The organism is Bartonella saheliensis, from assembly GCF_902162175.1.
This window is the reverse complement of record NZ_LR607195.1, coordinates 175586-201281: the sequence shown is the minus strand read 5'-3', so window position 1 is coordinate 201281 and position 25696 is coordinate 175586. Positions and strand designations below refer to the sequence as shown.

21 protein-coding genes, 1 tRNA gene and 3 pseudogenes are annotated in these 25696 nt (G+C 38.6%); 18 read left to right on the top strand and 7 right to left on the bottom strand.

The window, feature by feature from the left end; all coding sequences use genetic code 11:
- Nucleotides 1-257: 257 nt before the first annotated feature.
- Nucleotides 258-1058, bottom strand: coding sequence for a lysophospholipid acyltransferase family protein (locus FS875_RS00945; protein WP_144751728.1), 801 nt, complete (start codon nt 1056-1058; stop codon nt 258-260).
- Nucleotides 1059-1199: 141 nt separating this feature from the next.
- Between FS875_RS00945 and thiD the strand changes: the two genes are divergently transcribed.
- From thiD to FS875_RS10345, 4 genes and pseudogenes are all read left to right on the top strand, one after another.
- Nucleotides 1200-2063, top strand: a complete 864-nt coding sequence (gene thiD, locus FS875_RS00940) for a bifunctional hydroxymethylpyrimidine kinase/phosphomethylpyrimidine kinase (protein ID WP_144751725.1) — start codon at nt 1200-1202, stop codon at nt 2061-2063.
- A 713-nt stretch (nt 2064-2776) separates the two neighbouring features.
- Nucleotides 2777-3004, top strand: a pseudogene (locus FS875_RS10425) (NADPH-dependent FMN reductase); the annotation flags it as partial.
- A 227-nt stretch (nt 3005-3231) separates the two neighbouring features.
- Nucleotides 3232-3448, top strand: a pseudogene (locus FS875_RS10420) (hypothetical protein); the annotation flags it as partial.
- 88 nt (nt 3449-3536) lie between these two features.
- Nucleotides 3537-3746: a hypothetical protein gene (locus tag FS875_RS10345; protein WP_207999924.1), complete on the top strand. Its 210-nt coding sequence runs from the start codon at nt 3537-3539 to the stop codon at nt 3744-3746.
- Between the two features lie 371 nt (nt 3747-4117).
- On the opposite strand, the gene FS875_RS00925 is transcribed toward FS875_RS10345, so the two are convergent.
- A tRNA-Gly gene (locus tag FS875_RS00925) sits at nt 4118-4192 on the bottom strand.
- Nucleotides 4193-4386: 194 nt separating this feature from the next.
- Here FS875_RS00925 and FS875_RS00920 point away from each other — a divergent pair.
- The 4 genes from FS875_RS00920 (at nt 4387) to holA (ending at nt 8155) form a co-directional block, all read left to right on the top strand.
- Entirely contained in the window at nt 4387-5364 is a 978-nt protein-coding gene (locus FS875_RS00920; RefSeq protein ID WP_144751721.1) for an ABC transporter substrate-binding protein, read from the top strand.
- A 62-nt stretch (nt 5365-5426) separates the two neighbouring features.
- Nucleotides 5427-6323, top strand: coding sequence for an ABC transporter permease (locus FS875_RS00915; protein WP_144751719.1), 897 nt, complete (start codon nt 5427-5429; stop codon nt 6321-6323).
- Nucleotides 6316-7110: an ABC transporter ATP-binding protein gene (locus FS875_RS00910; protein WP_144751716.1), complete on the top strand. Its 795-nt coding sequence runs from the start codon at nt 6316-6318 to the stop codon at nt 7108-7110. The genes FS875_RS00915 and FS875_RS00910 overlap by 8 nt, the downstream gene beginning before the upstream one ends.
- A 4-nt stretch (nt 7111-7114) precedes the next feature.
- On the top strand, nt 7115-8155 hold the full coding sequence (gene holA, locus FS875_RS00905) for a DNA polymerase III subunit delta (protein WP_144751713.1): 1041 nt from the start codon (nt 7115-7117) through the stop codon (nt 8153-8155).
- 262 nt (nt 8156-8417) lie between these two features.
- Here holA and FS875_RS10945 read toward each other — a convergent pair.
- Nucleotides 8418-8685: pseudogene (locus tag FS875_RS10945) on the bottom strand (integrase arm-type DNA-binding domain-containing protein); the annotation flags it as partial.
- Nucleotides 8686-9641: 956 nt separating this feature from the next.
- Between FS875_RS10945 and FS875_RS00895 the strand changes: the two are divergent.
- From FS875_RS00895 to FS875_RS00885, 3 genes are all read left to right on the top strand, one after another.
- The gene (locus FS875_RS00895; protein WP_144751710.1) at nt 9642-10574 is read left to right on the top strand and encodes a prephenate/arogenate dehydrogenase family protein; all 933 of its coding nucleotides are present in this window, start codon (nt 9642-9644) and stop codon (nt 10572-10574) included.
- Between the two features lie 957 nt (nt 10575-11531).
- Complete coding sequence (locus FS875_RS00890) at nt 11532-12386, top strand: YihY/virulence factor BrkB family protein (RefSeq protein WP_144751707.1); 855 nt, start codon at nt 11532-11534, stop codon at nt 12384-12386.
- Nucleotides 12383-12895, top strand: coding sequence for a YaiI/YqxD family protein (locus FS875_RS00885; RefSeq protein ID WP_144751704.1), 513 nt, complete (start codon nt 12383-12385; stop codon nt 12893-12895). The genes FS875_RS00890 and FS875_RS00885 overlap by 4 nt, the downstream gene beginning before the upstream one ends.
- A 1-nt stretch (nt 12896) precedes the next feature.
- Here the strand turns inward: FS875_RS00885 and FS875_RS00880 are convergent, their stop codons facing one another.
- Nucleotides 12897-13592, bottom strand: a complete 696-nt coding sequence (locus FS875_RS00880; protein WP_144751701.1) for a TlpA disulfide reductase family protein — start codon at nt 13590-13592, stop codon at nt 12897-12899.
- 33 nt (nt 13593-13625) lie between these two features.
- Between FS875_RS00880 and argH the strand changes: the two genes are divergently transcribed.
- The 5 genes from argH to FS875_RS00855 all read left to right on the top strand — a co-directional run bounded on the left by argH (nt 13626) and on the right by FS875_RS00855 (nt 20430).
- Nucleotides 13626-15026 (top strand): argininosuccinate lyase, encoded by a 1401-nt coding sequence (gene argH, locus FS875_RS00875; protein ID WP_144751697.1) that lies wholly within the window; start codon nt 13626-13628, stop codon nt 15024-15026.
- Between the two features lie 76 nt (nt 15027-15102).
- On the top strand, nt 15103-15282 hold the full coding sequence (lptM, locus tag FS875_RS00870) for an LPS translocon maturation chaperone LptM (protein ID WP_144751694.1): 180 nt from the start codon (nt 15103-15105) through the stop codon (nt 15280-15282).
- A 9-nt stretch (nt 15283-15291) separates the two neighbouring features.
- Entirely contained in the window at nt 15292-16566 is a 1275-nt protein-coding gene (gene lysA, locus FS875_RS00865) for a diaminopimelate decarboxylase (RefSeq protein ID WP_144751691.1), read from the top strand.
- Between the two features lie 403 nt (nt 16567-16969).
- Complete coding sequence (locus tag FS875_RS00860) at nt 16970-19405, top strand: TIGR02302 family protein (RefSeq protein ID WP_144751865.1); 2436 nt, start codon at nt 16970-16972, stop codon at nt 19403-19405.
- A 260-nt stretch (nt 19406-19665) separates the two neighbouring features.
- A complete protein-coding gene (locus tag FS875_RS00855) occupies nt 19666-20430 on the top strand; it encodes a methyltransferase domain-containing protein (protein WP_144751688.1) in 765 nt (254 codons plus the stop codon).
- A gap of 382 nt (nt 20431-20812) precedes the next feature.
- Here the strand turns inward: FS875_RS00855 and FS875_RS00850 are convergent, their stop codons facing one another.
- Nucleotides 20813-21496 (bottom strand): response regulator transcription factor, encoded by a 684-nt coding sequence (locus tag FS875_RS00850; protein ID WP_144751685.1) that lies wholly within the window; start codon nt 21494-21496, stop codon nt 20813-20815.
- A 407-nt stretch (nt 21497-21903) separates the two neighbouring features.
- Here FS875_RS00850 and FS875_RS10415 point away from each other — a divergent pair, with 407 nt between their 5' ends.
- A complete protein-coding gene (locus tag FS875_RS10415) occupies nt 21904-22098 on the top strand; it encodes a hypothetical protein (RefSeq protein WP_246067836.1) in 195 nt (64 codons plus the stop codon).
- Nucleotides 22099-22112: 14 nt separating this feature from the next.
- Here FS875_RS10415 and FS875_RS00840 read toward each other — a convergent pair whose 3' ends face one another.
- Complete coding sequence (locus FS875_RS00840; RefSeq protein WP_144751681.1) at nt 22113-22547, bottom strand: EVE domain-containing protein; 435 nt, start codon at nt 22545-22547, stop codon at nt 22113-22115.
- A gap of 474 nt (nt 22548-23021) precedes the next feature.
- On the bottom strand, nt 23022-24116 hold the full coding sequence (gene tsaD, locus FS875_RS00835; protein ID WP_144751862.1) for a tRNA (adenosine(37)-N6)-threonylcarbamoyltransferase complex transferase subunit TsaD: 1095 nt from the start codon (nt 24114-24116) through the stop codon (nt 23022-23024).
- 386 nt (nt 24117-24502) lie between these two features.
- On the opposite strand from tsaD, the gene FS875_RS00830 reads away from it, so the two are divergent.
- Nucleotides 24503-25690, top strand: coding sequence for a COG4223 family protein (locus tag FS875_RS00830; RefSeq protein ID WP_144751678.1), 1188 nt, complete (start codon nt 24503-24505; stop codon nt 25688-25690).
- Nucleotides 25691-25696: the final 6 nt, after the last annotated feature.

The following is a 25696-nucleotide window of genomic DNA, read 5'->3' as shown; positions in this document are numbered from 1 at the left end:
ATATTTATGCTTATAGATGTACAGACACCTACTGTATTCTACTTATCAACTTCTAATATTGCAACTGGTCTTCTCTTGAGACAGTTTATAATCAGTATATTTACTTCCTCTTTACAATATTTTGTGTTTTACACATTGTTCTCTTTTTCTGGAATACGCTGCAAGCAAATTTTTTGCTGTTTCCTTAGAGGTTAAGTAAGATGAAAAGTGTCCCTGTATTTGTTACTTTAAGCTTCATCTGAAAAGCGATTATTATTTTATTCATCAATATTTTGATCATGATATTTTAGTGCTTGAAGCTTTTTAATAGCACAAGCGGGTAACGGTGGGGGATTAGAATCTTGGGCTGCTAATAAAAGCAGTTCGTCACAGGCTTTTTCTGTTTTTTCAACGAGTTGGTTTAGAAAATCGCGTTTGCTTAAACCTGCTGCTATAGGGGGAAGGATGCGAACGCGAATTTTCCCAGGATAGCGGCGAAAATTGTTTCGTGGCCAATATAGGCCGGCATTATGCGCAATCGGAACAACTTGAAGTTCGAGCTCATTGTAGAGAGCAACAATTCCTGATTTGTAATTTGGCTTTTGACCGGGCTGTCGGCGTGTTCCTTCGGGAAAGATGAGAATTTGGCGCCCTTGTTTTGCTTTTTCTTTGGCTTTTTGTATGATGGTTTTTAAGGCTTTAATAGGTGTTGTTCTGTTAATGGGGATAATTTGTGTTTTTGCCATGTACCAGCCAAAAAGTGGAATCCACGTTAATTCACGTTTTAAAATAAGAGCAGGGTCATCCAAATAGGGGACAAGACCAAAGGTTTCCCACGCAGATTGATGTTTTGGAGCGATGATATAGGCCCCTTTAGGGAGGTTTTCTAATCCTTCAATTTCATAGGTTGTGCCGGCAATGTATTTTTGTAAAAAAAGTGTAACACGCGCCCATGTTTTGGGAACAATCCAAGCTTTTTTGCGTGGCATGAGAAAATAAACAGGGGCATAAAGAATCATTTGTATAAAAGTTGCTGTGTAAAAAGCGAAGGTAAAAAGAAGAGAACGAAGGATTAACACTATACTTTCCTATTTTATCTTTATAAGAAGGCTGGATATATAACGTAATTTATATGAGAAAACACTTTCTTTCTGTTTTTTCACAATTCTACTTTCGGGAACCTATTTTCCGATATTTACAAACATAGGGAAAAAAGGTTGATGAAACCACAAGAAAACCAAGATAAACTTTTTATTCCACGGATTTTATCTATTGCTGGTACTGATCCTTCTGGTGGTGCTGGAATGCACGCGGATTTAAAGGTTTTTTCAGCCATGAAAACCTATGGTATGAGTGTGGTTACGGCTGTTGTTGCACAAAATACACAGGGCGTGCGTGCTTTTCAAGCGTTGGATGCTTCTTTTGTTGCTGATCAAATTGACGCAGTTTTTGAGGATATTCACGTTGATGCTGTTAAAATTGGTATGGTGGCAAATGCTCAGATTGCGCAAGTTATAGCAGAGCGCCTTGCTTATCATAAAGCGCGTTTTATTGTTTTTGATCCTGTTATGGTGGCAAAAAGTGGTGATGTTCTTTTACAGCCTGACACCATTGAAATTATGCGTGATGTTCTTGCACCCATGGCGACTTTGATCACGCCAAATTTACCGGAGGCCACTCTGTTGTTGGGAGGTAAGGTACAATGGTCATTAAATGCTATGTATCAATATGCACCACAGCTTCTGGCACTTGGTTGTAAAGCTGTTCTCTTAAAAGGTGGGCATTTAAGCACTCTTGCTAAAGAGAATATGGAGAATGACAATTGTTCTAGTCCAGATCTTTATTGTGATGATGAGGATCTTGTTATGCTTGAGGCTCCTCGTCTTACAACTACTCATGATCACGGTACGGGTTGTACCATTTCTGCTGCAATTGCAGCTCTATTGCCTACACAGCCTTTGCTTTGTGCGGTTAAACAAGCAAAGGACTATTTGCATGGCGCCTTATCTGCCTCAAATGCTTTGCAAGTAGGGAAAGGGCGAGGCCCCCTTCACCATTTCTATGAGTTATGGAAGAGTATATGAAGCAATTGCTGTAAAAAATTTCTATTCTGTTGTGTATTTTGTTGTAATGTTTTTCATGCCCATACAAAAACGGATAAAATAAATGCCATTGGACATGAGGATTTAACTTAAGTGAAAAGAGATAGAAATTCTTAGTAACTTATTATTTTTTAAATTGATATTTTCCATTAAGTGAGAATTTTATTAGAATGGATTTTGAGACTTAAAAATTATAAAAAGAGGGAAAAATAGTAAAATCAGAATTTGGTAGCAAAAGTGAGAAAAGAAGATTTGAAAGGTCTTTGAAGATTTTTTACAAAGATTAAACAAGAAGTTGAGTGTATCTTAAAAACACGCCGAAAGACAAAAAGCAAAAAGATTTCTGCTCTCATTGGTTAGAGATATGAGTTTTTAATATTATTATAATTCCACAAACAGTAGCTCTTTACTGAGTCTAGAATTTTAAAATAGTTGAGGGCTATTACTATCTTTTATTTTTGAGGACGTTTCAAGGCTTTGCTTTGCCCAAAATATTATGAATGGTGATTGAGTTTAAATCATATTTTGCCATCACGATTGGTGTGATGATAGATGGTGTATTTCTATCAGTTGTGCTGTTTGCGATCATGTTTCAATATGTAGTCAGATTTATTGGGGAAAAGAGAGGGGGAATTCTATTAAATGTTGCAATTATTTGGGAGTCTATACGTCAACTATCATGAACAAGAACTGTCGCCAATTGCTTAGCTGATTACTTATTAATGCAGGGAGTATCGCTTCATTGGGTTGTTTTGCGTGAACAGCCTTGGCCGATTGTTGATCTAGATTATCATCATGATGTTGGGGCTCATCCAAGTGCTGCTGTCCGTCAATTTGTTAAAACAATTGCGACAGCTGATGGTGTTATTCTCGCTAGCCCCCTTTATCAAGGATCTTATTCGGGTGTTTTAAAATGCTCTTGATCATTTGGTCTATAATGCTTTTTTAAGAAAGCTAATTGGGCTTATTTCTTATGCTCATAGAGCCAAAAAATGTACACAACCATGTGAGCATTTGTTGCCAGTTATAGGCTTTATGGTTATCCCCTATAGTGTCAAGTTGCTTCAGCGAGAGAGGATTTTGTATCGGATGATGAGGGATGCCCATGGAAAGTTATCAATGAAGAGATACGGGCACGTTGTGCCCGACTTGCTACCCTTGTGAGGCAGAAGCACAAGCAGCAGCAGCTTCCGTCGGATAGGCTTTGTCGAGCCATAGGCAGTGGCTCTTTAAGCCTCGAGGGGCGCCCTGAAATCATGGCGGGTCAACCGCTTCTCTTGCAAGGGTTTCGAGGCGAAATCAATGGCCCATGGAAGGCTGCTACCGTGATCCATCGCTATGAAAAGCAAAGTGGCTACACCACATAAATCACCCTAGAAGCGCCAAATCAGGGAAAGGAAACAGGAGAAAAGGAAACTTGATCAGAACAGAAAATCAAAGGGACAACTTGTCCTTTTGAACGATGGTGATGATCATTTGGAGGAATTGGTGCAAGTTGCACCAATTGCAGAAAGAAGCAATAGTGCAAACATTGCGCAATTGCATATAGAAGTGCAATACGGTCAACATGACCGAATTCCTCAAAGCTTATTTTGTTTTGCTTTAGAAATCCGAAAAACTTTCAGTCAGTACCTTAAAAGAGGTGAGAACAATTTATTCCTGTAATTTGTCAAATAATGCGATTCCGGTAAAAGAACTGTTCATTACCAATTGCGATATTTAGGAGAAGAAAAAAAGATTCATTAAAGGGGCTTTAAATGATCTTTGAAAGGTCTTTGAAGATCCTTTGAGAACCCCTTAAAAATCATTTTAAAGAAAATAAATTGGTACAAAACTTGCTGGCAAGCTACATGCGTAAATGAATTAAAATCGTGATTTATTTGAGAGGGTAGATTGGCTTTGGGATTTTTCTGAAACGTCACAATACTTATCATAAAGAAGGCAATAGAAAACCCGTCGAAATTTTGTCATGACGTAGTTGAAGGACAATTTGTACAAGGTAGGGCAAAAATAAGCCTACAAGTATAAGACTTAAATGGAGCGGGCGATGGGATTCGAACCCACGACCCCAACCTTGGCAAGGTTGTGCTCTACCCCTGAGCTACACCCGCTCACCGATTCGAAACATTTTTTGCTTCAGATGTTGCTTGTATGGCTTAGGCTTTAGCGAATTGCAACAAAAAAATAACATGTCAGTCTGATTTATTTCGTAAATCTTTCAAAAATAAAAATAAAGATTGATTTTAGTAGTACTCTTCAATAGATTAACCGCTCTTTAATTGGAGCAAAAGAGGGGCGGATTTAAATGTTGAAAAGAATCAATATATTATGGGTTGTCATTGCAACTGTTTTTATCATGAGTAGCTTTGCAAAAGCTGGTGATCACGTTAAGCACATTAAGGTTGCAGTTACACAAATTATGGCACATCCTGCTGCAGATGCTGTTCGTAAAGGGGTTGTGGATACACTTGCAGAAAATGGTTATAAGCAGGGTGACAATTTCGAAATTACCTTTTTATCAGCACAGGGCAATATTTCTACAGCAACACAAATTGCACGTAAATTTGCTGGTGATAAACCCGATGTTATTGTAGCAATTACTACGCCTTCAGCACAAACAATGGTTGCGGCAACAAAAACCATCCCTATTGTGTTTGCTGCGATTTCTGATCCTATTGCTACCAAAATAGTTTCTTCACTTACAAAACCTGGTGGAAATGTAACAGGCTCTTCTGATCGCATAGATGTGGAAGCAAGTGTTAAACTTTTGCAAGAAGTAAAACCAGATTTAAAAAAAATTGGTTTCCTTTATAATGCCTCTGAAGCCAATTCTGTTGCAACATTGAAAACCTTAAAGGATGTAGCGGATAAAGCTGGCATTGAAATCATTTCTTCATCGGCACCTAAACCTTCTGATATTCAAGCAGCAACACGTGCTTTGGCTGGTAAAGTAGATATTATTTTTGTTCCGGCTGATAATACCGTGCTTTCTGTTTTAGAGGGTGCAGTACAAGTTACACAGGAAACGAATACACCTTTATTTACGGTTGATGCTAATTCTATTGGACGTGGTCCTTTTATGACACAAGGTGTCAATTTCTATGATGTAGGAGTTGAAGCTGGAAAATTGGCTGTACGTATTCTAAAGGGTGAAAAGCCTGGCGATATTGACGTTGTGCAAGCTGCTAATAATGATATTAGAATCGATGTGAAAGCAGCCAAAAAGGTTGGTATTGTTATTCCACAGGCAGTTATTGAACGTGCAACAAAAGTTCTTCAATAGGCTTCTATTCTATAACATTGACAAAATAAAAGTACGTTAAATTTTTATGGGGTGGTCTTTGGATGAGTATATTTGCGTTTTCTGGCGCTGTAGAGTTAGGCCTTATTTATGCGTTTGTGGCTATAGGGGTTTATCTCTCTTTTCGCGTTTTAGATTTTCCTGATTTAACGGTTGACGGTTCATTTCTTCTTGGCGCTTGTGTTTGTGGTGTGTTGATTCTTTTAGGTTTCAATGCGTGGATTGCTATGGTTGGTGCTTTTTGTGCTGGTATGATAGCAGGTTTGGTAACAGCTTTACTCAATTTGCGTTTTGGAATTTTGAATCTTTTGGCTTCGATTTTGACAATGTCAGCACTCTATACAGTTAATCTTCGTATTATGGGGATTATGGGGGGCTCTAATGTTAATTTGGCACTTTCTGATACGGCGTTAACACCCTTTTATAATTTATTTGGGTTACCTGATATCTTTGTGCGTCCTCTTTTCGTTGGTACTGTGTTGCTGGTGGTGGCATTCTTGATCTGGCGCTTTTTGGAAAGTGAAATAGGTCTTGCTATGCGTGCCATGGGAGCTAATCCACGAATGGCTGCTGCACAAGGAGTTCATACTTCAGCATTGATTTATTTTGGTATGGGGCTCTCTAATGCTTGTGTTGCTCTTGGTGGCTCCCTTTATATTCAAACTGCGATTGCTACCGATATTACTGGTGGAGCTGGTACGATTGTTTTCGGCTTAGCAGCGGTTATTATTGGGGAAACGCTCTTTCGTACGCGCAATATTTTTTGGATTATTGTCAGCTGTATTATCGGATCTATCCTGTATCGTGTGGCCGTGCAATTTGCTTTTGAGGCAAACGGTATCGGTATTGATACATCGACGGATCTGCAATTCATTACTGCGCTGCTCGTTGTTATAGCCCTTGTAATACCACGCTATTGGAGGAGACGTAAACATGATTGAGTTTTCTCACGTCAGTGTGACTTTTAAACCGCAAACCCCCTTAGAAAAACAGGCTCTCATTGATATTAATCTTAAGATTGATCAGGGTAGTTTTGTCACGGTTATTGGATCAAATGGAGCTGGTAAATCAACCCTGCTTAGTGTTTTAGCAGGCGCAATTCTGCCCACCACAGGAAAAGTGGTCATCAATGGACAAAATGTTTCTAGGCAATCGGTTAGTGAGCGTGCAGGAAAAATTGCTTGTGTTTTTCAAGATTCATTAATGGGAAGTTGTGGTTCTTTAACAATTGAAGAAAATTTGGCTCTTGCTGCTCTTCGGGGAAATCGTCGTGGTTTGCGGCCAGCTTTAAATCATGGAAAACGGCAGTTTTTTCGAGATATGATTGCGCAACTAGGCATTGGTCTTGAGGCATATATTCATAATCCTATGGACAGTTTGTCTGGTGGACAGCGCCAAGCAGTTTGTCTTGTGATGGCGACTTTAGCCCATGCGGATGTTTTATTGCTTGATGAACATACCTCGGCATTGGACCCTGGAATGGCTGATTTTGTGATGAAACTGACTGAAAAAATCGTTGAAGAGAAAAAATTAACAACTATTATGGTGACACATTCTATGCGTCAGGCTCTTGATCACGGAGATCGCACATTGATGTTGCATAGCGGTAAAGTGATTTTGGATGTCTGTCAAGAAGAGCGTAAGGGATTGAATGTCAATGATTTAATTGGCATGTTTCAAAAAGTGCGTGGGGAAGCTCTTGATGATGATGAACTGTTAATGGATTAATATTTTGGCTCAGAAAAAAGCGCATGAAGTTGGTCATTTTCTAACGCGTCTTTCACGTGCTTTTCCTATTGTTCTCATTTATGGACCAGATCGCGGGCTTGTTTGTGAAACTGCACAGCGCTTTGCTAAGCTTACACAGGTCGCAATAGATGATCCATTTTCAACGATTCGTTTGGATGCAGCTGAGATTGATAAAGATCCTGCTCGTTTGGAAAATGAAGCACGTACCTTGTCGCTGTTTGGCGGTGATCGTTTAATATGGATTTCTCATGGTGCTAACCAAAAAGGTTTTCTTACAGCTTTAAAGCTTCTTATTGAAGAGCCACCAGAAAAAAGTTTTATTCTTATTGAAGCAGGCGATTTGAAAAAAGGAACGGGTTTACGCAATGTTATTGAAACCGCAGCAAAAGCGATGGCTCTACCTTGTTTTGCCGATGATGCGCGTTCTCTTGATGCTCTGATTGATGAGGTTTTAGGTTATTTTAAAAAGACTCTTTCTTTGGATGCGCGCAAGTGGTTACACGAGAGTTTGGGAGGAGATCGTCTTGTTTCTCGAAGCGAATTAGAAAAACTTTGTCTTTATGCTTCAGAAAAATATATCACTCTTGAGGATGTGAAAGCTGTTGTCAGTAATGTGAGTGCTGTTTCTATCGATGAAGTGGTTGATGCTCTTTTATTAGGGGATATCAGAAATTTCGAGGCGCATTTTAGCCAACATATAACACAGCATGGAACAGTTTTCTTTATTTTAAGTACGGCACAGAGGCATTTTCAGCAATTACAGCTGTTGCGTTATCAGGTGGAGGTGGAAAGGAAATCTCCTTCTCTCGTGGTTTCTCAGGCAAGGCCACCGATTTTTTTTCAACGGAAAAAAATTGTGGAGCAAGCTTTAAAATATTGGAAGTTAGAACATATTGCCTATGCTATGGAAAAAATTCAAACTGCTGTTTTAGAAAGCCGTAAAAATCCGCTTTTGAGTGAAGCTATCATTCGTCAGGCCTTGTTGGGGCTTACAATTATTGCGCGTCGCCAGATGGCTGCTTAAAATATGAAGCTGTATTTGAAAGCTTAAAAATTTTTCTCATAAGTTTTCTTTGTTTTTGAACGATAGTGGTCTCTCATAGGGAGATTTGATGGGGTTTGCATTTATCAGAGAAATATTTAAAACGGGAAGGCAGCTTCATTTAAGAAGAATATAAAGATGTAAAGCTAAAAATCTATCTATCATTCTTTCATTCAGCTTTGCGGTTTTTTTCAAGCATCCACGGTTCTGTCTTTTAATAACAGAGATTATACATTGCTTAAGGCTTTTGTTTCTCACATTCTTTCATGGAGGGAGGTTCTTCATGCAAAACAGAGCGCCGCCCAGTTATATATTTACAGGCTTGTTTTAAAGAGACATCTCTCAATGCACCCAAACCCATTTCGCGACGGCGTTCATAAATGGATAACGATAAAGCCATTGAGCACGGACATCTTTATGCTTATGAAGCAGCAATCCTGCACCATCATTGTTTTCCAGCCTCTAATATGAGCCAACAGCTCTTGGCACTTGAGAGCATTCATAAGAGCCATTTTTACTCCTTTTTACTGGTTTTGTTTATGCACTAGCCTTGTTTGTGATGTGCAAGTTGCATGATTATCAAGAAATAACAGGTTTGAGGCCCCAAAATCTTACGAACTTCAGGGGCTTATTTAAATTGTAAGATGATAAAATAGTATTATAAATCAATGCATTGTGTCTATCATTCGTATAATCGATTTGAGGAAAACAAGAGAGTTGTAGGATAAGAAGTTTTCATTTTGATAGGTTTGGTGAAAGGTGAATATTGATTTTATTTATGGGTTTTTCTGGTCATAAGTAAGTTATGTTGTTTTTTCAAAACTCTTTTGTTGGTAGGGTGAAGTTTTTATTGGGAGAGTGAAATTTTCTCCGTATTTGTTTGGTTTATGGTATGGGGAGAAAAGAAATATTTTTAGAATGGCGCTGTCTTTTCATACGATTTATTGAATAGAATTTTTAATATTTGAGAAATTTGTATTGATTGTTGTGGTTAGGGATGGTGCTGAAACGCGAGTGTTGTGCGAAGAAATGATATCTGCTCGCAGTTTTGGGGTATTTGCGAATAAATCGTGGTTTTATGACCATTTTCATAAAAGTTTTTCAGGGTGCAAGATCCTTCATATTTGCTTTGAAAGAAGAAGATGCTGTTTTATGCTTTTGTGCGGAGCGGTTGTTATTTTTTTCAAGAATTTAAAAGGAACTATTTGTATTTTGTGTCATGGTGCATGCTTATAAGCAAGCATTGACAAATTTTAGAGCTTTATATTACCTTTCTCGCATTATTTTGGAGTGCATTTTCCAAATAAAAGTAATCTGTTAGTGGTTTGTGCAGAGAATTATCAGGTGGCCGCGTGATTTTTTTATTTATTCTTTTGCCGGATTAAATGTTTGGTAGATAATTTTTGAATAAACAGGTGGACAAATTTTCGCTTTATGACCATTTTCACAAAGTTTTTGAAGGTGAAAGATGCTTCCTATTCGGTTTGAAAAAATAGCTCTCATTGGTATTGGTCTTATTGGCTCTTCTTTAGCAAGGGTGATTAAAAAGAAAAATCTTGCAGCTCAAATTTCTATTGCAACGCGTCGTCAAGAAACATTGAAAAGAGCGCGTGAATTGCAACTTGGGGATTTTTATACGATCGATAATGCAGAAGCGGTTGAAGACGCAGACCTTGTTATTATTTCTGTTCCCGTTGGAGCAAGTGCTGAGGTGGCGAAAACCATATGTGATTATTTAAAACCTGGGGCGATTGTGAGTGATGTTGGCTCTACAAAAGCGTTGGTTATCGCAGAAATGGCACCTTTATTGCCCAAAACAGTTCATTTTATTCCAGGGCACCCAATTGCTGGAACAGAATATTCAGGACCGGATGCTGGTTTTGCTGATTTGTTTGTGAATCGTTGGTGCATTTTAACACCTTTTGCTGACAGTGATGCTACCGCTGTAGCGCTCTTGGCAGCATTTTGGGAAGCTTGTGGTGCGCGTGTCGAAAAAATGGAGCCTAAACATCATGATCTTGTGTTGGCTATTGTTTCGCATTTACCGCATTTGATTGCTTATAATACTGTTGGAACAGCCAGTGATCTAGAAAAGGTGACAAATTCAGAAGTGATTGCTTATTCTGCCTCAGGTTTTCGTGATTTTACCCGTTTGGCATCTTCTGATCCTGTTATGTGGCGTGATATTTGTTTGCATAACAAGGATGCTATTTTAGAAATGTTGAGCCGTTTTAGTGAAGGGCTTGCTTTTTTAGAGCAGGCAATTCGTTTGGGAGATGGTGAGACACTGTTTAACTTTTTTACACAGACACGTGCTGTGCGCCGTAGTATTATTGAGGCGGGGCAGGAAGTTGATGCTGCTGATTTTGGACGCTATAATGTTTTTAAAGAGGGCAGATAAAACAAGAGATTTTTTGTCAATTTTCTTTGTTTTTTCTAGGAATTTATGTTCCTTTAAGCAGTGGATTATTATAAAGAAAGATCTCTTATTGCTTCCAGATTATCTTATGATACCGCCTATGAATGATATCAGATAAGATCCATTGGCATGACTCCCTTGGCATATGCAAGATATAAATTAACGCTGCCATTTTATGTGCTCATTTCTGATGTTGTATATTAAAATGGGTGATGAGAAGTATTGTTATTTCTGTCTTTAAAGGGTTTTACCCATACGCTATCCTTTTTATGATGCATAAGGGAAGAGTTGTTCTTGGTTTGTTATGAAAAGGCTTAAAATGGGGTGTTCTATGATATTCGGCTTTCTCATTCAATATCAGAAATAATAAATTATCTTTATAAATCAGCCTATTTATATAAAATAGGCGATTTCTTGGATAGAGAGACGGGGGGGCAAAAGTTTTTATGGGTGCAGGATGATTGTCTGTGGCATGGGAATGCATAAAGCAATCACGGAATCTAGAGTTCCTCCTTTTAGTGGTTGGAGAGCTTGGGATAATGCAATGCCTTGCTTTTTGTATTTCATGGTTATTTCTGGATGATACCGATGGTGTCTTGATGCGAGGTTGTTTTTCAACTGTGATGGATGTGTTTTTAAATCACAAAAATCCTTGGGAGTGTATCCAAGGTTGTCATATCATAGGTTGATTTTGTTTCGTTTATATCAATGCGTCGTCTTTTTTATTCATAATCTTAGAATGTTATCTGTATCGCTCTTTAGTGTTTTGGGATTTTGATGCATAAAATTTTTTGATTTGTTATTTTCCAATTTGGCACATTAACTAGGCTTGACCGTATTGATTATTGCCCTTTATATTAAGAGGTATTTTTTTTAATTTTGATGATTTTTATAAAGTTTGTATAGATGAGAGAGAGTATTACCAGAAAGTATTGAGATTTGTTAAGGAATATCTTTTGGTATAGCTATCGTATTCTTGCTGATGCAATAAGCCATTATTGGCGTGATAATGGAAGTGCTTTTGCTAGTCATGTTGCGCTGTCGGGCCTGTTGGCATTTTTCCCTTTTTTTATTTTTGGAACATCTCTTGCGAGCTTTCTTGGTGCATTTACATACACGCCGCAAAAAATTAAAGCGCTTGTGCAATTATTACCGGATGTCATTGCAGATCCTTTATCTCAGGAAATTATCAGTGTTTCAACTATTCAGAGAGGGGATGTGTTAACGCTTTCTGTCATTGGGGCGGCTTATTTTGCTTCGAATGGAATAGAAGCATTGCGTGCCGCTTTAAATAAAGCTTATCGCGTTGTTGATCGACGGAGTTTGTTGTTTTGTCGTTTTCAAAGTTTATTTTTTGTCATCCTTGGAGCTTTTGGCCTTGTGGTGATTAGCTTTTTATTGATTTTAGCACCTTTGCTGATCAAAATTATGCAAAATCATTCTTTTTTCATTACCGAACATATCGGTATCATTCGTCTGTGGCGTTATATAATCGCGGCAGTTGTTTTATTTGTAAGTCTTTTGATTGTTCATAAATGGCTTCCAGCAGAGCGGCGGAAATTTATAGATATTTTACCAGGAATCGTGGTGACAATGTTGGTCTGGTTTATGGCTTCTATTGCTTTTGCACAGTATTTAACAATGTTTGATTATATTTCCACCTATGCAGGGTTAGCTTCTATTATGGTGGCTATTATTTTTCTTTACATATTAAGCGCAATTTTTATTTTGGGAGGTGAAATAAATGCAGCAATCATGTTTTATCGCAAGCATTTACAACATTCAGATAAATGAAAGAACCTTTTTTGTGTGAAAAAAGCCAAGAGACGAATAAACAGATCAAACCTGCCATCACTTTGTTTATTGATGCGGATGCTTGTCCTGTAAAAGATGAAGTTTACCGTGTGATGAATCGTTATCAGCTCAAAACATTTGTGGTGGCAAATCGCTTTTTAGTTCTTCCTAATGAATTGCTTATTGAAAGAGTGATTGTGCCTGGTGAACCCGATGGCGCAGATGATTGGATTGTTGAGCATGTGCATGAGGCAAGTATCGTTATTACCAGTGATATCCCTTTAGCAGCGCGGGTTGTGCGAGCTGGGGGTGTTTGTCTTTCGCCTATGGGGTGTATTTTTGATGTAAATTCTGTTGGTCAAGCTTTGGCAATGCGCAATTTGATGGAAGATTTGCGCGGACAGGGTAATATGATAGGTGGTCCACGTCCTTTTGGACGCAAGGATCGTTCTGCTTTTTTGTCAGCATTGGATTTGGCTATACAACGTTTAAAAAGGCGTGGTTATTAGGTTATTGGGCTTCTTTTATGACAGCTTTTATAAGCGCTTTGGCATCGTCATTGGCCCATGGAGCAGCACCATTATAGGAAGCAATCAGATGACCATTTTTATCAATTAAAACTGTGATGGGTAATCCTAAAGCAAGCCCTTGTTTTCGAAGGTTGTTGAAAATTTCCATTGTTTCATCGCGATAGTAGACTAAATTATCAGCGCCGACATTGTGTAAAAACTGTTGAATTTTTTGGGGAGAGGCTGTTTTATCGGTATTAATGGCTATTACATCGAAATTTTCTCCACCCAATTCACGCTTTAATGTTGCAAGTTCAGGCATTTCTGTGCGACAGGGTGCACACCAAATAGCCCATAGATTGAGCAGTATCGGTTTGCCGGTAAATTGTGCAAGTGTGTGGTCTTTTCCTTGAATATCCTTAAAAGAGAGTTGATTCATATCTGTGGGCGTATCAGAAAATCGCATATTGGCGAAAAAGCCTGTTGCGGCTTTTTGGAGTGCTCTTGTTTTTTCTGTTTGTGTTTTTTTGCTCTGTTCTTCTGAAATAAAGTTAGCAAAAAAAGGCGCTTTCTTGTTATAAGGACCTTTTGTGGCGTATAAACTGATACCAGCTAAGATGACGGCAACAAAAAAGGATATGATAAAGAGCTTCTTTTTGCTGTGCTTTTTTTGGTTACTAACAGTTTGAGGAATCATGATTTTTATCCTTTTTAGGGGTGTTTTTAGAGTATGACAGATGAAAAGCTAAAGAACCAAATGTGGGGTGGCCGGTTTATAGCAGGACCTGCTGCAATTATGGAAGAAATTAACGCCTCAATCGATTTTGATCAAAAACTTTATCGGCAAGATATTGAAGGTTCACTTGCCCATGCTGCAATGTTAGCGCAAACAAAGATTATTTCGCAATCAGATTATGAAAAAATTGTTCATGGTTTAGAACGTATTCGTCAAGAAATTGAGGATGGTACATTTGTTTTTTCACGAAAGCTGGAAGATATTCATATGAATATTGAAGCACGGCTTTGCGAATTGATTGGTCCTGTTGCGGGACGTTTGCATACGGCGCGTTCACGTAATGATCAAGTGGCTGTCGATTTTCGTTTGTGGGTGCGTGAGACAACAGAGAAAATAGCGCAAGCTTTAAAGGGATTAATAGAGCAATTGCTTGTTCAAGCAGAACAACATGTCGATAGCTTTATGCCTGGATTTACACATTTACAATCGGCACAGCCCGTTACATTTGGCCATTATATGATGGCTTATGTGGAAATGTTTGGTCGTGATTTATCACGGATGCGTGATGCTATTGAACGCATGAATGAATCGCCTTTAGGGGCTGCGGCTTTGGCTGGTACAAGCTTTCCCATTGATCGTTTTATGACAGCACAAGCATTAGGTTTTCGAGAACCAACACGCAACTCCATTGATAGTGTTTCAGATCGCGATTTTGCTTTAGAATTTTTAAGCGCTGGTGCTCTTTGTGCAATGCATCTTTCGCGTTTAGCAGAAGAAATTATTCTCTGGTCAAGTGAACAATTTCATTTTATTCGTTTATCAGATGCTTTTTCCACCGGCTCGTCTATTATGCCACAAAAAAGAAATCCTGATGCGGCGGAACTTGTGCGCGCCAAAAGTGGACGGTTGAATGGTGCATTGATAGGTTTGTTAACGGTCATGAAGGGGTTGCCCCTTGCCTATTCAAAAGATATGCAAGAAGATAAAGAATATGTGTTTGATGGCGCTTTAAATCTCGAATTATCGCTGGCCGCAATGACAGGGATTATAGGGGATTTGCGGGTCAATAAAGAAGCCATGAGGCAAGCAGCAGATTTGGGTTATGCAACGGCAACAGATTTTGCTGATTGGTTGGTGCGTGAGTTAGGGATACCTTTTCGTGAAGCTCACCATATTACGGGGCGTGTTGTGGCGTTGGCAGAGAAAAAACAATGTGGGCTTCATGATTTGCCATTGAGTGAACTTCAAACAATATGTTCAGAAATTAATGCAACAGTTTTTGATGTTTTGACAGTTGAAAAATCAGTTGAAAGCCGTAAAAGTTTTGGTGGTACAGCCCCTTCAGAAGTACTTTATCAAATTAGCTATTGGAAAGAATATCTTGTTACAGCTTGAAGGATGGGATTTACACTTCAACAAAGTAACCAACCCATAAAATAAAAAGAAACATCAATAGGAGAGCAAAGGGCATATGAAAATCATTTTAAGGAATTTAACAATTGTCCTTTTGGGGGGTGTTGTTATGGTTGGATGTGGACGTAAGGGAGCATTGGAGATGCCACCTCTCAATGTGGAGAAGCCTGGGCAAGGAACATCTGTTGCTAAAGGTGAAAAAGATAAGCCTTTTATTCTTGATCGTTTGATAAAGTAGGAGGAAAATGTGCAGTTTTTCCCCTATCGTCAAGCTATGCTCCATGCTGAAGGTGTTTCGTTTTCTACTCTTGCGCAGGATGTAGGAACACCTTTTTATTGTTATTCGGCTAACGCAATAATGACCCGCTTTCACGATTATCAAAAGGCATTTCAAGAGATGCCAAATTTGATTGCTTATGCGGTTAAGGCTAATTCTAATCAAGCAATTTTACAGCTTTTAGCCGCAAATGGATCGGGAGCGGATGTCGTTTCAGAAGGTGAGTTACGGCGCGCTCTTGCTGTTGGTATTCCTGCCAACCATATTGTCTATTCTGGTGTTGGGAAAACTGTGAGAGAGATAGATTTTGCTCTTGCCCAAGATATTTATTGTTTTAATGTTGAATCCGAGCCGGAACTCGAACAATTGTCGCAGCGTGCTGTGGCGCTTGCAAAAAGAGCACGTGTCTCATTGCGCATTAATCCAGATGTTGATGCAAAAACACATAAGAAAATTACAACAGGAAAGTCCGAGAATAAATTTGGTATTCCATTGGTGTTTGCAAGAGAGGCCTATAAAAAGGCTGCTTCTCTCCCTGGATTACAGGTTTGTGGTGTTGATATGCATATTGGGAGTCAGATCTGTGATTTAAAACCGTTTGAGGAAGCTTTCCTTATTATCACAGATTTTGTGCGCCAATTATGGGGTGATGGTTATGCGATAACACATATTGATATTGGCGGTGGGCTTGGTATCGCATACGGTCATGAACAACATGTCATACCTTCTCCTTTCGATTATGCAGCGCTGGTGAAAAAACATATTTCTCCTTTAGGAATAAAGATTATCCTAGAGCCGGGACGTAGCATTGTTGGTGAAGCGGGTGTGTTGCTGACATCTGTTCTCTATTTAAAAAAAGGTGAAGGGCGGAATTTTGTTATTGTTGATGCGGCGATGAATGATTTTATACGTCCAACACTTTATGATGCTTGGCAAAATGTGCTCCCTGTGAAACAAAGACCTGAAGATACATCATTCATTCAAGCCGATGTTGTTGGTTCGGTTTGTGAAACTGGGGATTATTTAGCTTTAAATCGCTGTCTACCCATTTTGGCACCAGGTGATCTTTTGGCGATTACTGGAGCAGGCGCTTATGGTGCTGTGATGGCGAGTACCTATAATAGTCGGCTTTTGATACCGGAAGTTCTTGTCCAAGATACACGTTATGCGGTTATTCGTCCTCGCCTTGATTATGCACAATTGATAGAATGTGATCATATTCCAGATTGGATTGAACGTTGTTAAGTGTTCTTGGCCTTATTTTGACTCAATTTTGATGAAACAACGCATGCTTTGGAAGTCATTTTTATGGGATTTGCTTTAAGCGTCATAAAATATTTTTCTTCAATATGATGAGAAAAGGTATAATCAGGTATTTTTAAAATACTATGTTGTTTCTCTTGGATTGCAGTTTTCTTTTGCATTCCCCAAGTGTAAAAGTGTAAAAATATAAAGTTGAAGAATATTCAGGGTAAGATTTATCTGGTAAGCCTATAAGGTGAATCCTATAAGTGGTTGGAAAGTCAACTGACTTGAGAGGAAATAATCTGCTTACAGGGTGGTGGGGATTTTAAAATCCTCGTTCTTTTAGGCCAAGAGAAGATCAAGGTCTCAATTCACCGCTGTAAAAGGGGAAAAATGCTTGTCTATGGAAAATGAAAACATCAAAAGTTTTGCAATTATAAAGCTTTTGTGTGTGCGCATTTTGATGTGGTTTATCCTCTTATTTGAGCGGATATGGGGGCGGTTGTTGCCGTTTTTCCTCGTTCTTAGTCTTTTTTGTTCGCTTAGTTGGTTGGGTATTTTTAGCATTCTCAGTTATTGGCCCCATCTGCTCTTGCTTGGGCTTATGTTGTTTTTGGCTGTGGGGAGTTTATTTTTTCTTCAAGGTTTTCGCTTTCCTAAAATGAAGGAAGTTCATCAGCGTCTTGAACAAGTAAACGGTCTTAAAAATCAACCCTTAAGCGTTCAAACAGATCATTTATGTGCTGAAAATGACGATGATTTTCGTACAATTGTTTGGCATGAACATCAACGCCGCATGGCAAGACAATTATCCCATTTAAAAACAGGGTTTATTCATCTTAATAGTGTGGCTTATGATCCTCTGGCTTTGAGAACTGTTTGTTTCCTGCTTTGTGTGTGTGCTTTTAGTTTTTCTTTTGGCTCGCTAGGAGGACGTTTAACAGATGCCTTTGATTTTCGTCCTTTCATTGATGAAGCATCTATGCGGGTTGATGCTTGGGTAACACCACCTGCTTATACCAGTGTTGCGCCCCTTTATTTAACAAAAGATGAGAAAACACAGGTGACAATTCCTCAAGGGAGTAATCTCGTTGTACGTGTTGTTAATGGGGCTGGTATTACAGTGAAAGCAGTCTCTAAAAAAGATGGGCAAGAAGTTTTGTTTGCAAAGAAAAATGAAAAGGTGACTTTGAATGAGCCAATTATTCATTTTGAAACACACTTAGAAAATTCAATAGATTTGTTGGTTTCATCACGTCATAGGCAACAGAAGTGGCATTTGCAGGTAATGAAAGATCAGATCCCCACAATTCGTTGGCTGGAAAAGCCAGGACGGATTTTGACTGGTTCATTAGAGTTACAGTATGAACTGGATGATGATTATGGAGTATCAAAGGCTTTTGTTGAAATAGAGCCTTTTTTGAATCAACATAAAAGCAATCTTTCCCTTTATAAAGCGCCTGAAATAAAACTTCTGCTGCCACGTGGTGGAAAGGGTAAAATGCGGACGGTGCAAGATGTATCAGCACATCCATGGGCTGGTGCGGAAGTCAAAATCACTTTGGTAGCAGAAGATGGTGCGGGACAACAAGGACGGAGCAAAACTTTTGTTATGATATTGCCACAGCGTGTGTTTTCGAATCCTGTTGCACGTGCGGTGATTGAATTGCGTCGTTTACTTGCTCTTGATGTTTCTATGCGCGAGCGTGTGCTCGATATGCTTTCTGCTTTGCTGGTGCGCCCACAAGAAGGGCTACAAAATTTTACACATTTTCTTGTTTTACAGAGTGTATGGACAAGGCTTTCTATGGCAGAGACACAAGAGGATTTGCGTGATGTCGTCGATTATCTATGGCAGATTGCTTTGGGTATTGAAGGCAATCAGCTTGAATCTGTCCAGAAAAATTTAAAACAAGCTCAAGCTGCTTTGCGTGATGCACTTCGTTATGGTGCTCCAGAGACAGAAATTAAACGGCTTGTGGAAGATTTACGTCAAGCTATGGATGCTTATATTCATGCTTTGGCTGAAGCGCCACACGATAAGAGTCATCCTAACAATAACAATATAAGGCGTCCCAATCTTGCAGAAGATTCATTGGAAAAAAAGCTGAATCTTATTGAAGAAATGGCAAAAACAGGTTCCTCTTTAGCTGCTGAACAACTGTTGGCTGAATTGGAAAAGACTCTTGATCATTTGCAAGTTCAAAAAGGCGATCAAGGTGGTGAGAAACATCAGAAACAATCTGCAAAGATGAAAGAAAAAATGGATCAGCTTGGAGATTTAATGCGGCGTCAGCAAGAAATTCTCAATGAAACACATCAATTAGAAAAAGAACGACAACGTGGAGAAAACATACCAGAGGAGCAAAGAAAATCTTTAAAAAAACGTCAGGATGCGTTGCAGTCTGAATTGTCAATGTTAGAAAAAGAATTATCAAGCCAAGGGTTTGAATCGCGTGATGCCTTCAAAAAGGCAGAGGAAAAAATGAATTCTGCTGGAGATGCTCTTGATCAGGGCAACAATCAAATGTCTATGCAAAATCAGGCAGATGCTTTAGAAGCTTTGCGGCAGGGTGCACAAAATATCGTGGAAAAAATGCGTGAAATGCTTAAAGAAGCCGGAGATAAACAAAATGCCAATTCGGGTTCTGAAGATCCATTAGGGCGCTCACTTTCTTCCACAACAGATCAAGAAGGGCAACAAGGCAGCTCTCTGCCACAAGAAAGTGACCAAACGCGAGCACGACAGATTTTAGAAGAGATTCGCAAACGTTTGGCTAAAGAGCATATCCTAGAAGTAGAAAAAAACTATCTTGAAAGGCTGCTTCATTTTAATTAATTACGGTGTGTTTCTTTTAATCGAGGCAAAAAAGGTATATGGAAGGCTTTTATAAGGCACAAGATTTAAAGATAAAGGACATGATGAGAGCGTTTGTTTGAAGTGATCAATAAAAATGTTCTGTATGTTGTTTTGTTATTTGAGTTTGAAATATGCAATATTAAAAGCTTTTGATATTGTGGAGAAAAGGCAGAATTCCATATAAAAGGGTATATGAAAGCCTGTGATGTTCAAAGTTTTTTTCTACGCGGTATGTTGAGTTGGATATAATCACACTGAGAGATTTTTATGCTTCGACACTTGGGTTGCGCGTGCAGGCGACATTGTGTGACCAATTAGATTTATGGTGGCCTGATCTTGCTGATAAACGGGTGATGGGATTAGGATATGCGCTTCCTTACCTTTCTGCGTTGCGTACGCGTGCACAACAATGTTTCGCTTTTATGCCTGCCGCTCAGGGCGCTGTACCTTGGCCTTGTGATGAGAAAGTTTCTACAGCACTTGTTTTTGAAGAAGACCTACCGCTGCCGGATGCTTCGGTTGATTGTGTGTTATTGGTACATGCACTGGAATATACAGAAAATTCTTTCGAAACACTCAATGAAATATGGCGTATCTTAGTGCCTAATGGCAGTTTAATTGTTATTGTTCCTAATCGTTCTGGGTTTTGGGCACGCAATAGTTCCACACCTTTTGGTTATGGCGAGCCTTATAGTCGACAACAAATTGCTCGTTTGTTTGAAAAAACAAATTTTATTTCTGAAGCCGTGCAAGAAATTGTATATTACACACCTTCTTCAGGTTATATCTCACGGTTATTCTCATTTTTTTATGGACCCTTTGCACGTCATCTTTTGCCTTATTTTGGTGGACTCTTAATGTGTCAGGCACAGAAACGTGTTTATCAAGGTTTGCTTGTAAAACGTCGTCAGTCGCGGCGTGTTTTTATTCCTGCACTATCACCCCAAGCCTATGAGGGTTTTTCTCATCTTTCTTCCAATTCCATCTCACGATGGCATTCTTGAAGTGTATACCTCAAGATCCTTTGAGTAAAAACTCTTTGACTGATATGAGGAACAAAAGAACATTATCATGCTCTTTTTCAGTTTTCTATGTTGTTATTGTTCCTATATTGAGACAGCTTATGCGTGGACATAGTGTGTGGTTTCAAACATTTTTTGTCGTCTGCGCTGTTTCTGTTTATGATGTGCAAGCAACATCTTTTATGAATGAATCTCAAATGGGTTTGTAGTGAAAAAGCTTATTTTATATAGGTGCTCATCCAAAGGAAAAATGATCAATGACCCTTAAAATGAAAATGCTCTCTTAAATTTTCTATGCAATTTATCGCGGAGAAAAATTGAGGGCATCAAAATTATTTTTGAAGCAGTTCATGTCAAAGAAGTGTTAAAGATTCAAACGATAGCCATTTTGATCGGTAATGAGAATTTGTGCGTTAGAGGGGTCTTTTTCGATTTTTTGTCGTAAACGATAAATATGGGTTTCTAGGGTATGGGTGACAATATTTTCATTATAGCCCCAAACTTTTTCTAACAGTGTTTCACGGCTTACGATTTGATCATTGGTAGAATAGAGGTATTTAAGAATAGCTGCTTCTTTTTCTGTAAGACGAATTTCATTGTTGTGTTGGTCAATAAGGAGTTTTTGTCCAGGTTTGAAAATATAGGGACCAATGCAAAAAGTTGTATCGTCACTTTGCTGATATTGGCGCAATTGGGCACGGATTCGTGCCAATAATACTGCAAAGCGAAAAGGCTTTTTCACATAATCATTGGCGCCTGTTTCAAGATCTAATAGGCTATCGCAATCTGTATCACAATTTGTAATCATAATAATGGGAGCACGAAATCCTTGGAGGCGTAATTTTTTCACAGCTGTACGGCCATTAAGATCAGACAGCTCAAGTCCAAAAATAGCTAGATCAACATTTCTCTCTTGGGTTATTGTTATTCCTGATTCAGCTGTTTTCGCTTGGAAGACTTCAAATTCCTTATGCATTTGCAATTGTTCTACCAAAATAGGGCGCAGATCATTATCTTCTTCAACAATTAAGAGGGTATAGCGGTTCATTTTTATTCCTTATAAGATATGTTGATGCACCGATTGATAGAGAGTAGTTTCATGAAAAATGAGATTTCATGCAAGAAAAATTGAAAAAGAAATTTCCTAAAAAACAAAATTTTGTTTCTTCTATGGCTGTTTGCTGACAAACAGAACATTATGCACAAGGCCTTTTGTGCATTTGTCAAAATCTTTTTTTATGCTCTAGAATGGCCTAGTATTTCCGTTTTTAAGCGTGAATATGTTTCTGTATCTTTTTAGCACATATGCGCTGTTTAAGTGGATTTTGTGGCAAATTTTATCACTCTTGCTACATTTTGTTTCGCCTTTTCACTGTCTTTGCAGGCAAGATAGTTGGTATGATTCGAGCGCTGATACCAATTATAATAGTTTAAGACATTTTGCTTGCGGTAACAGTGCTGAAAAAATATATTGTGAAGGATAGGCTTCATGAAATTGTTTTGGTTTTGAATTTGAATATTGCAGAACAAAAATGGCGAAAAAATTCTATATTTATGTACTTAGCGCAAAAGGATTATGCACTTACAGAAGGACGTATTGCACTTGCTTGCCGCGATAGAGAACATCTCTTGCTGCATATGAATTGGTGATGAAGATTATTATGTTAAGATGAAAACATCTCTTTTTTAAGGTTGCCCATTAAACAAACTTCTTTCCATTCATCTTCTGTTACGGGTTGTACTGATAAGCGACTGGCATTGACCAGCACCATATTTTTCAGTTTAGGGTTTGCTTTAATTTGTTTTAATGAGACAGGGGTTGGCATATCGCAAACTGCACGGATATCTACACATTCCCAGCGTGGATCAGAAGTGGTAGAATCAGGATGTGCTTCTGCACAAACCTCTACAATACCTACAATTTCCAGCCCTTTATTAGAATGATAAAAAAAGCCTTTATCGCCATATTTCATGGCACGCATATTGTTACGGGCTTGATAATTGCGCACACCATCCCATTGTTCTCCAGTAGTGCCTTTTTTCTTCTGCATGTCCCATGACCATTTATGAGGTTCAGATTTAAAAAGCCAATAAGCCATGCCTTCTCCTTTTCATGGATTGTGAATATTGATACATCACATCTCTATTTTTAGATGTATTTGAGAACATTGCCAAGTACGATCTTGAATTTAAAATGAAATAAAGAATGCAGATTATCGTTTGTTTCTTGGTTTTTTAATAGAGAATAAAATTGTCATATCATCATGCGTTATATTTGTTACTTGTTTTATAGAATGCGTGAAAATGTTCTGTCTTTTCCTTAACTCTTAGGAGCACAAATATGCGTGGCGAGCAGAGAATATGCTAAAGTAAATCACTAAGCATGATAAGTTTAATTATCTTTGATTTTGATCTCAAAAGACTCATCTATGATGATTGGGTTGCGTTGAAAAATGATGGACAAAAATTGTGTCGTGGAAGCTTTAAGAGGGCAATGATCATAGTAACGAGATGAAATATTCAATAACAGCCATTCATGTTGTGCTTTGTAGAGAGCATATATGTTGACTTTTTTAGGCTTTGGTTCCACGACGTCCCATTCCGATTAGGGGAGCAGATTTTTCGTCCAATGGCCAGCGTGAGCGGGGGGCAAGATCAAGGGGGCTTGTTTCTCCCCGGACAAGCTTTTGTGCACCAGCAAAAGCAATCATTGCGGCGTTATCGGTACATAAGGAAAGAGGGGGCGCTATAAATTCAAAACCATGTTGCTCTGCAAGTTTTTGCAATGTCAATCGAATGGCTTGGTTGGCAGCAACACCACCTGCCACAACTAAAGCAGGAGGACGCTGTCCTTGACCATGAGAGAGAGGATATTGCTGGGTAAAATGTTGTAGAGCCAAATGAATGCGGTCATGTAGCGTATCGGTAACAGCTGCTTGAAAGCTTGCCGCAATGTCAGCAACGTCGCTTTCTGTAAGAGGCGCCATGGCTGTTGCTGCTTGTCGAACAGCGGTTTTGAGACCTGAAAAAGAAAAATCTAACCGTTTTTCCCCTTTTAAAGGTCGTGGAAGAGGAATACGATTTTTATCACCCAATAAAGCAGCTTTTTCAAGTGCTGGGCCTCCAGGATAAGGAAGGCCTAAGAGTTTTGCTGTTTTATCAAAAGCTTCTCCCAAGGCATCGTCAATGGTGGTTCCTAAACGCTGGTAATTTCCTATTCCGTGAACAAGAATTGTTTGTGTATGGCCACCTGAGACTAACAGTAATAAATAAGGACATTGAACATTATGCGTTAGCATGGCTGTTAACGCATGGCCCTCCAGATGATTGACGGCAATAAAAGGCTTTCCGGTGGCAAGAGAGAGTGCTTTTGCACTCATAACGCCTACCAACAGCCCTCCTACCAGACCTGGACCACTGGTGGCAGCAATGGCATCAATATCTTGCAATTTTGTGTTCGCGTCTGTGAGTGCTTTGAGAATTAAACTATCAAGAATTTCAACATGGGCACGAGCGGCAATTTCAGGGACAACACCGCCATAGGGTGCATGATGATCAATTTGGCTCCAAACAACATTGGAAAGAATGCTACTGTTTTCATTATTGTTATATTCAACAACAGCAGCAGCCGTTTCATCGCAACTTGTTTCTATTCCTAACAGGCGCATTTCAAACAAAACCTTCTGTTAAAGATTCTTTCCTGTTGTGGGTACCACGAACGGAAAAAGATACAAGGAAATTCTCATAAAATTATTTTTTCTATAAAATGTGTTTTAAGGTATTCTTTTTAAATATAATGGTGCTCTTGACTTAAAATGAAATTGTGTTTTTTAGTATAAAATGGTGATATTTTTTCAAAATAATGTTTATTAAACTCTATAAGTCTAACGGTTTTCTATAAAAATAGAGTGTTAAAAATTTCGGTAAAGTTATACTCTTTAATAAAAATGGTTTTAAATACACTAAGTTCTTTTAGAAATTCTTTATTTTTTAAAGATTTTTTCATTTTATGATTTTATCAATAAAAGAAGAGTGTGCACAAAAAGTGACTAAAATGGTAGATTCTTCAAAACCAAAAGCTAAACCTCATTATGCTGGTACGCGTCGTAAAACGCCGGTGATTGAACATGAAACTGGGGATCATAATTCAGAACAAAGAACACAAAATCCAGTAGAATTGGATGCCATAGAGAAACAGAGTGAAAAAACTGAAAAGAAGAAATGCATGTCTTATAGGGCTTTGCTTTACATACTTATTTCAGGAATTTTAGGTGGTCTTATCGCTTTTTGTATTATGATCGGTCTTCAATGGACAGGTATATTCCCTTCTCCTTTGGTGAAAAAAAATGCTGTAGGGGAAAAAGTTTTACAAATTGCTGAAATCGCAAAAAGTCAAAGTGAAGAAACACGCAAGAAATTAGAGTATGTTCTTCAGGAAATTGATGTATTAAAAGCAGAATTTGCTGCTTTTGCATCGCAATATACAGAAACAATTCAAAGTAATGACACATTACAAGAGGAAAACAAAAAGGCTTTTACTGTTTTAGAGCAAAAAGTCAGTGATCTTGAAAAGTCTGTGCAAGCTTTTGTTGAGGTTTCAAAAGAGGTAGAAGCGGCTTTGTCCGTTGGACAAAGTCATGCAAGTGCTCTTGCTGCTTTCAAGCAACAGTTAGAAACTATGCAAGAAGAAATTGCTGCTGCAAAGAGTGAGAAAAAAGAAATCAATACTGCACTGTTTACTGCTATCAGTTCTCTAAAAAATGCTGTAGAACGCGGTGGATCTTATAGTGATGAATTAAAGCTCTTACAACAATTATCGCCTTCAATTGATGGACTTGATTTATTGCAAAAGACAGCAACTGTAGGTCTTCCAAGTTCAGCCCAACTTTCAAGTGATTTTGCTCGTGTTGCAGATGTCATCGTTGCAACACAAAATAGTGTTCCACCAAATACCGGTTTTTTGCAACGGATTTTAGCATGGGCAAAAGGTCTTATCGTTTCGCGTCCGATTGGAAATGTTGAAGGGGAAACATTGGGAGCAATTGCGGCGCGGATGGAAGTTGCTATTGAGAAAGGTGATTACGAAAAAGCTTTGAGCGAATGGCAAACATTGCCTCAAAATGCAAAAGATGTTTCGGTAGATTTTGTGCATCAGCTTGAAACACATATTGCTGTTCATCAGTTGCTTCAGAAGTTATTGATATCTGTGCAACAAGGATCTTTTAAGGCAACAAAGATGTAAATAGGC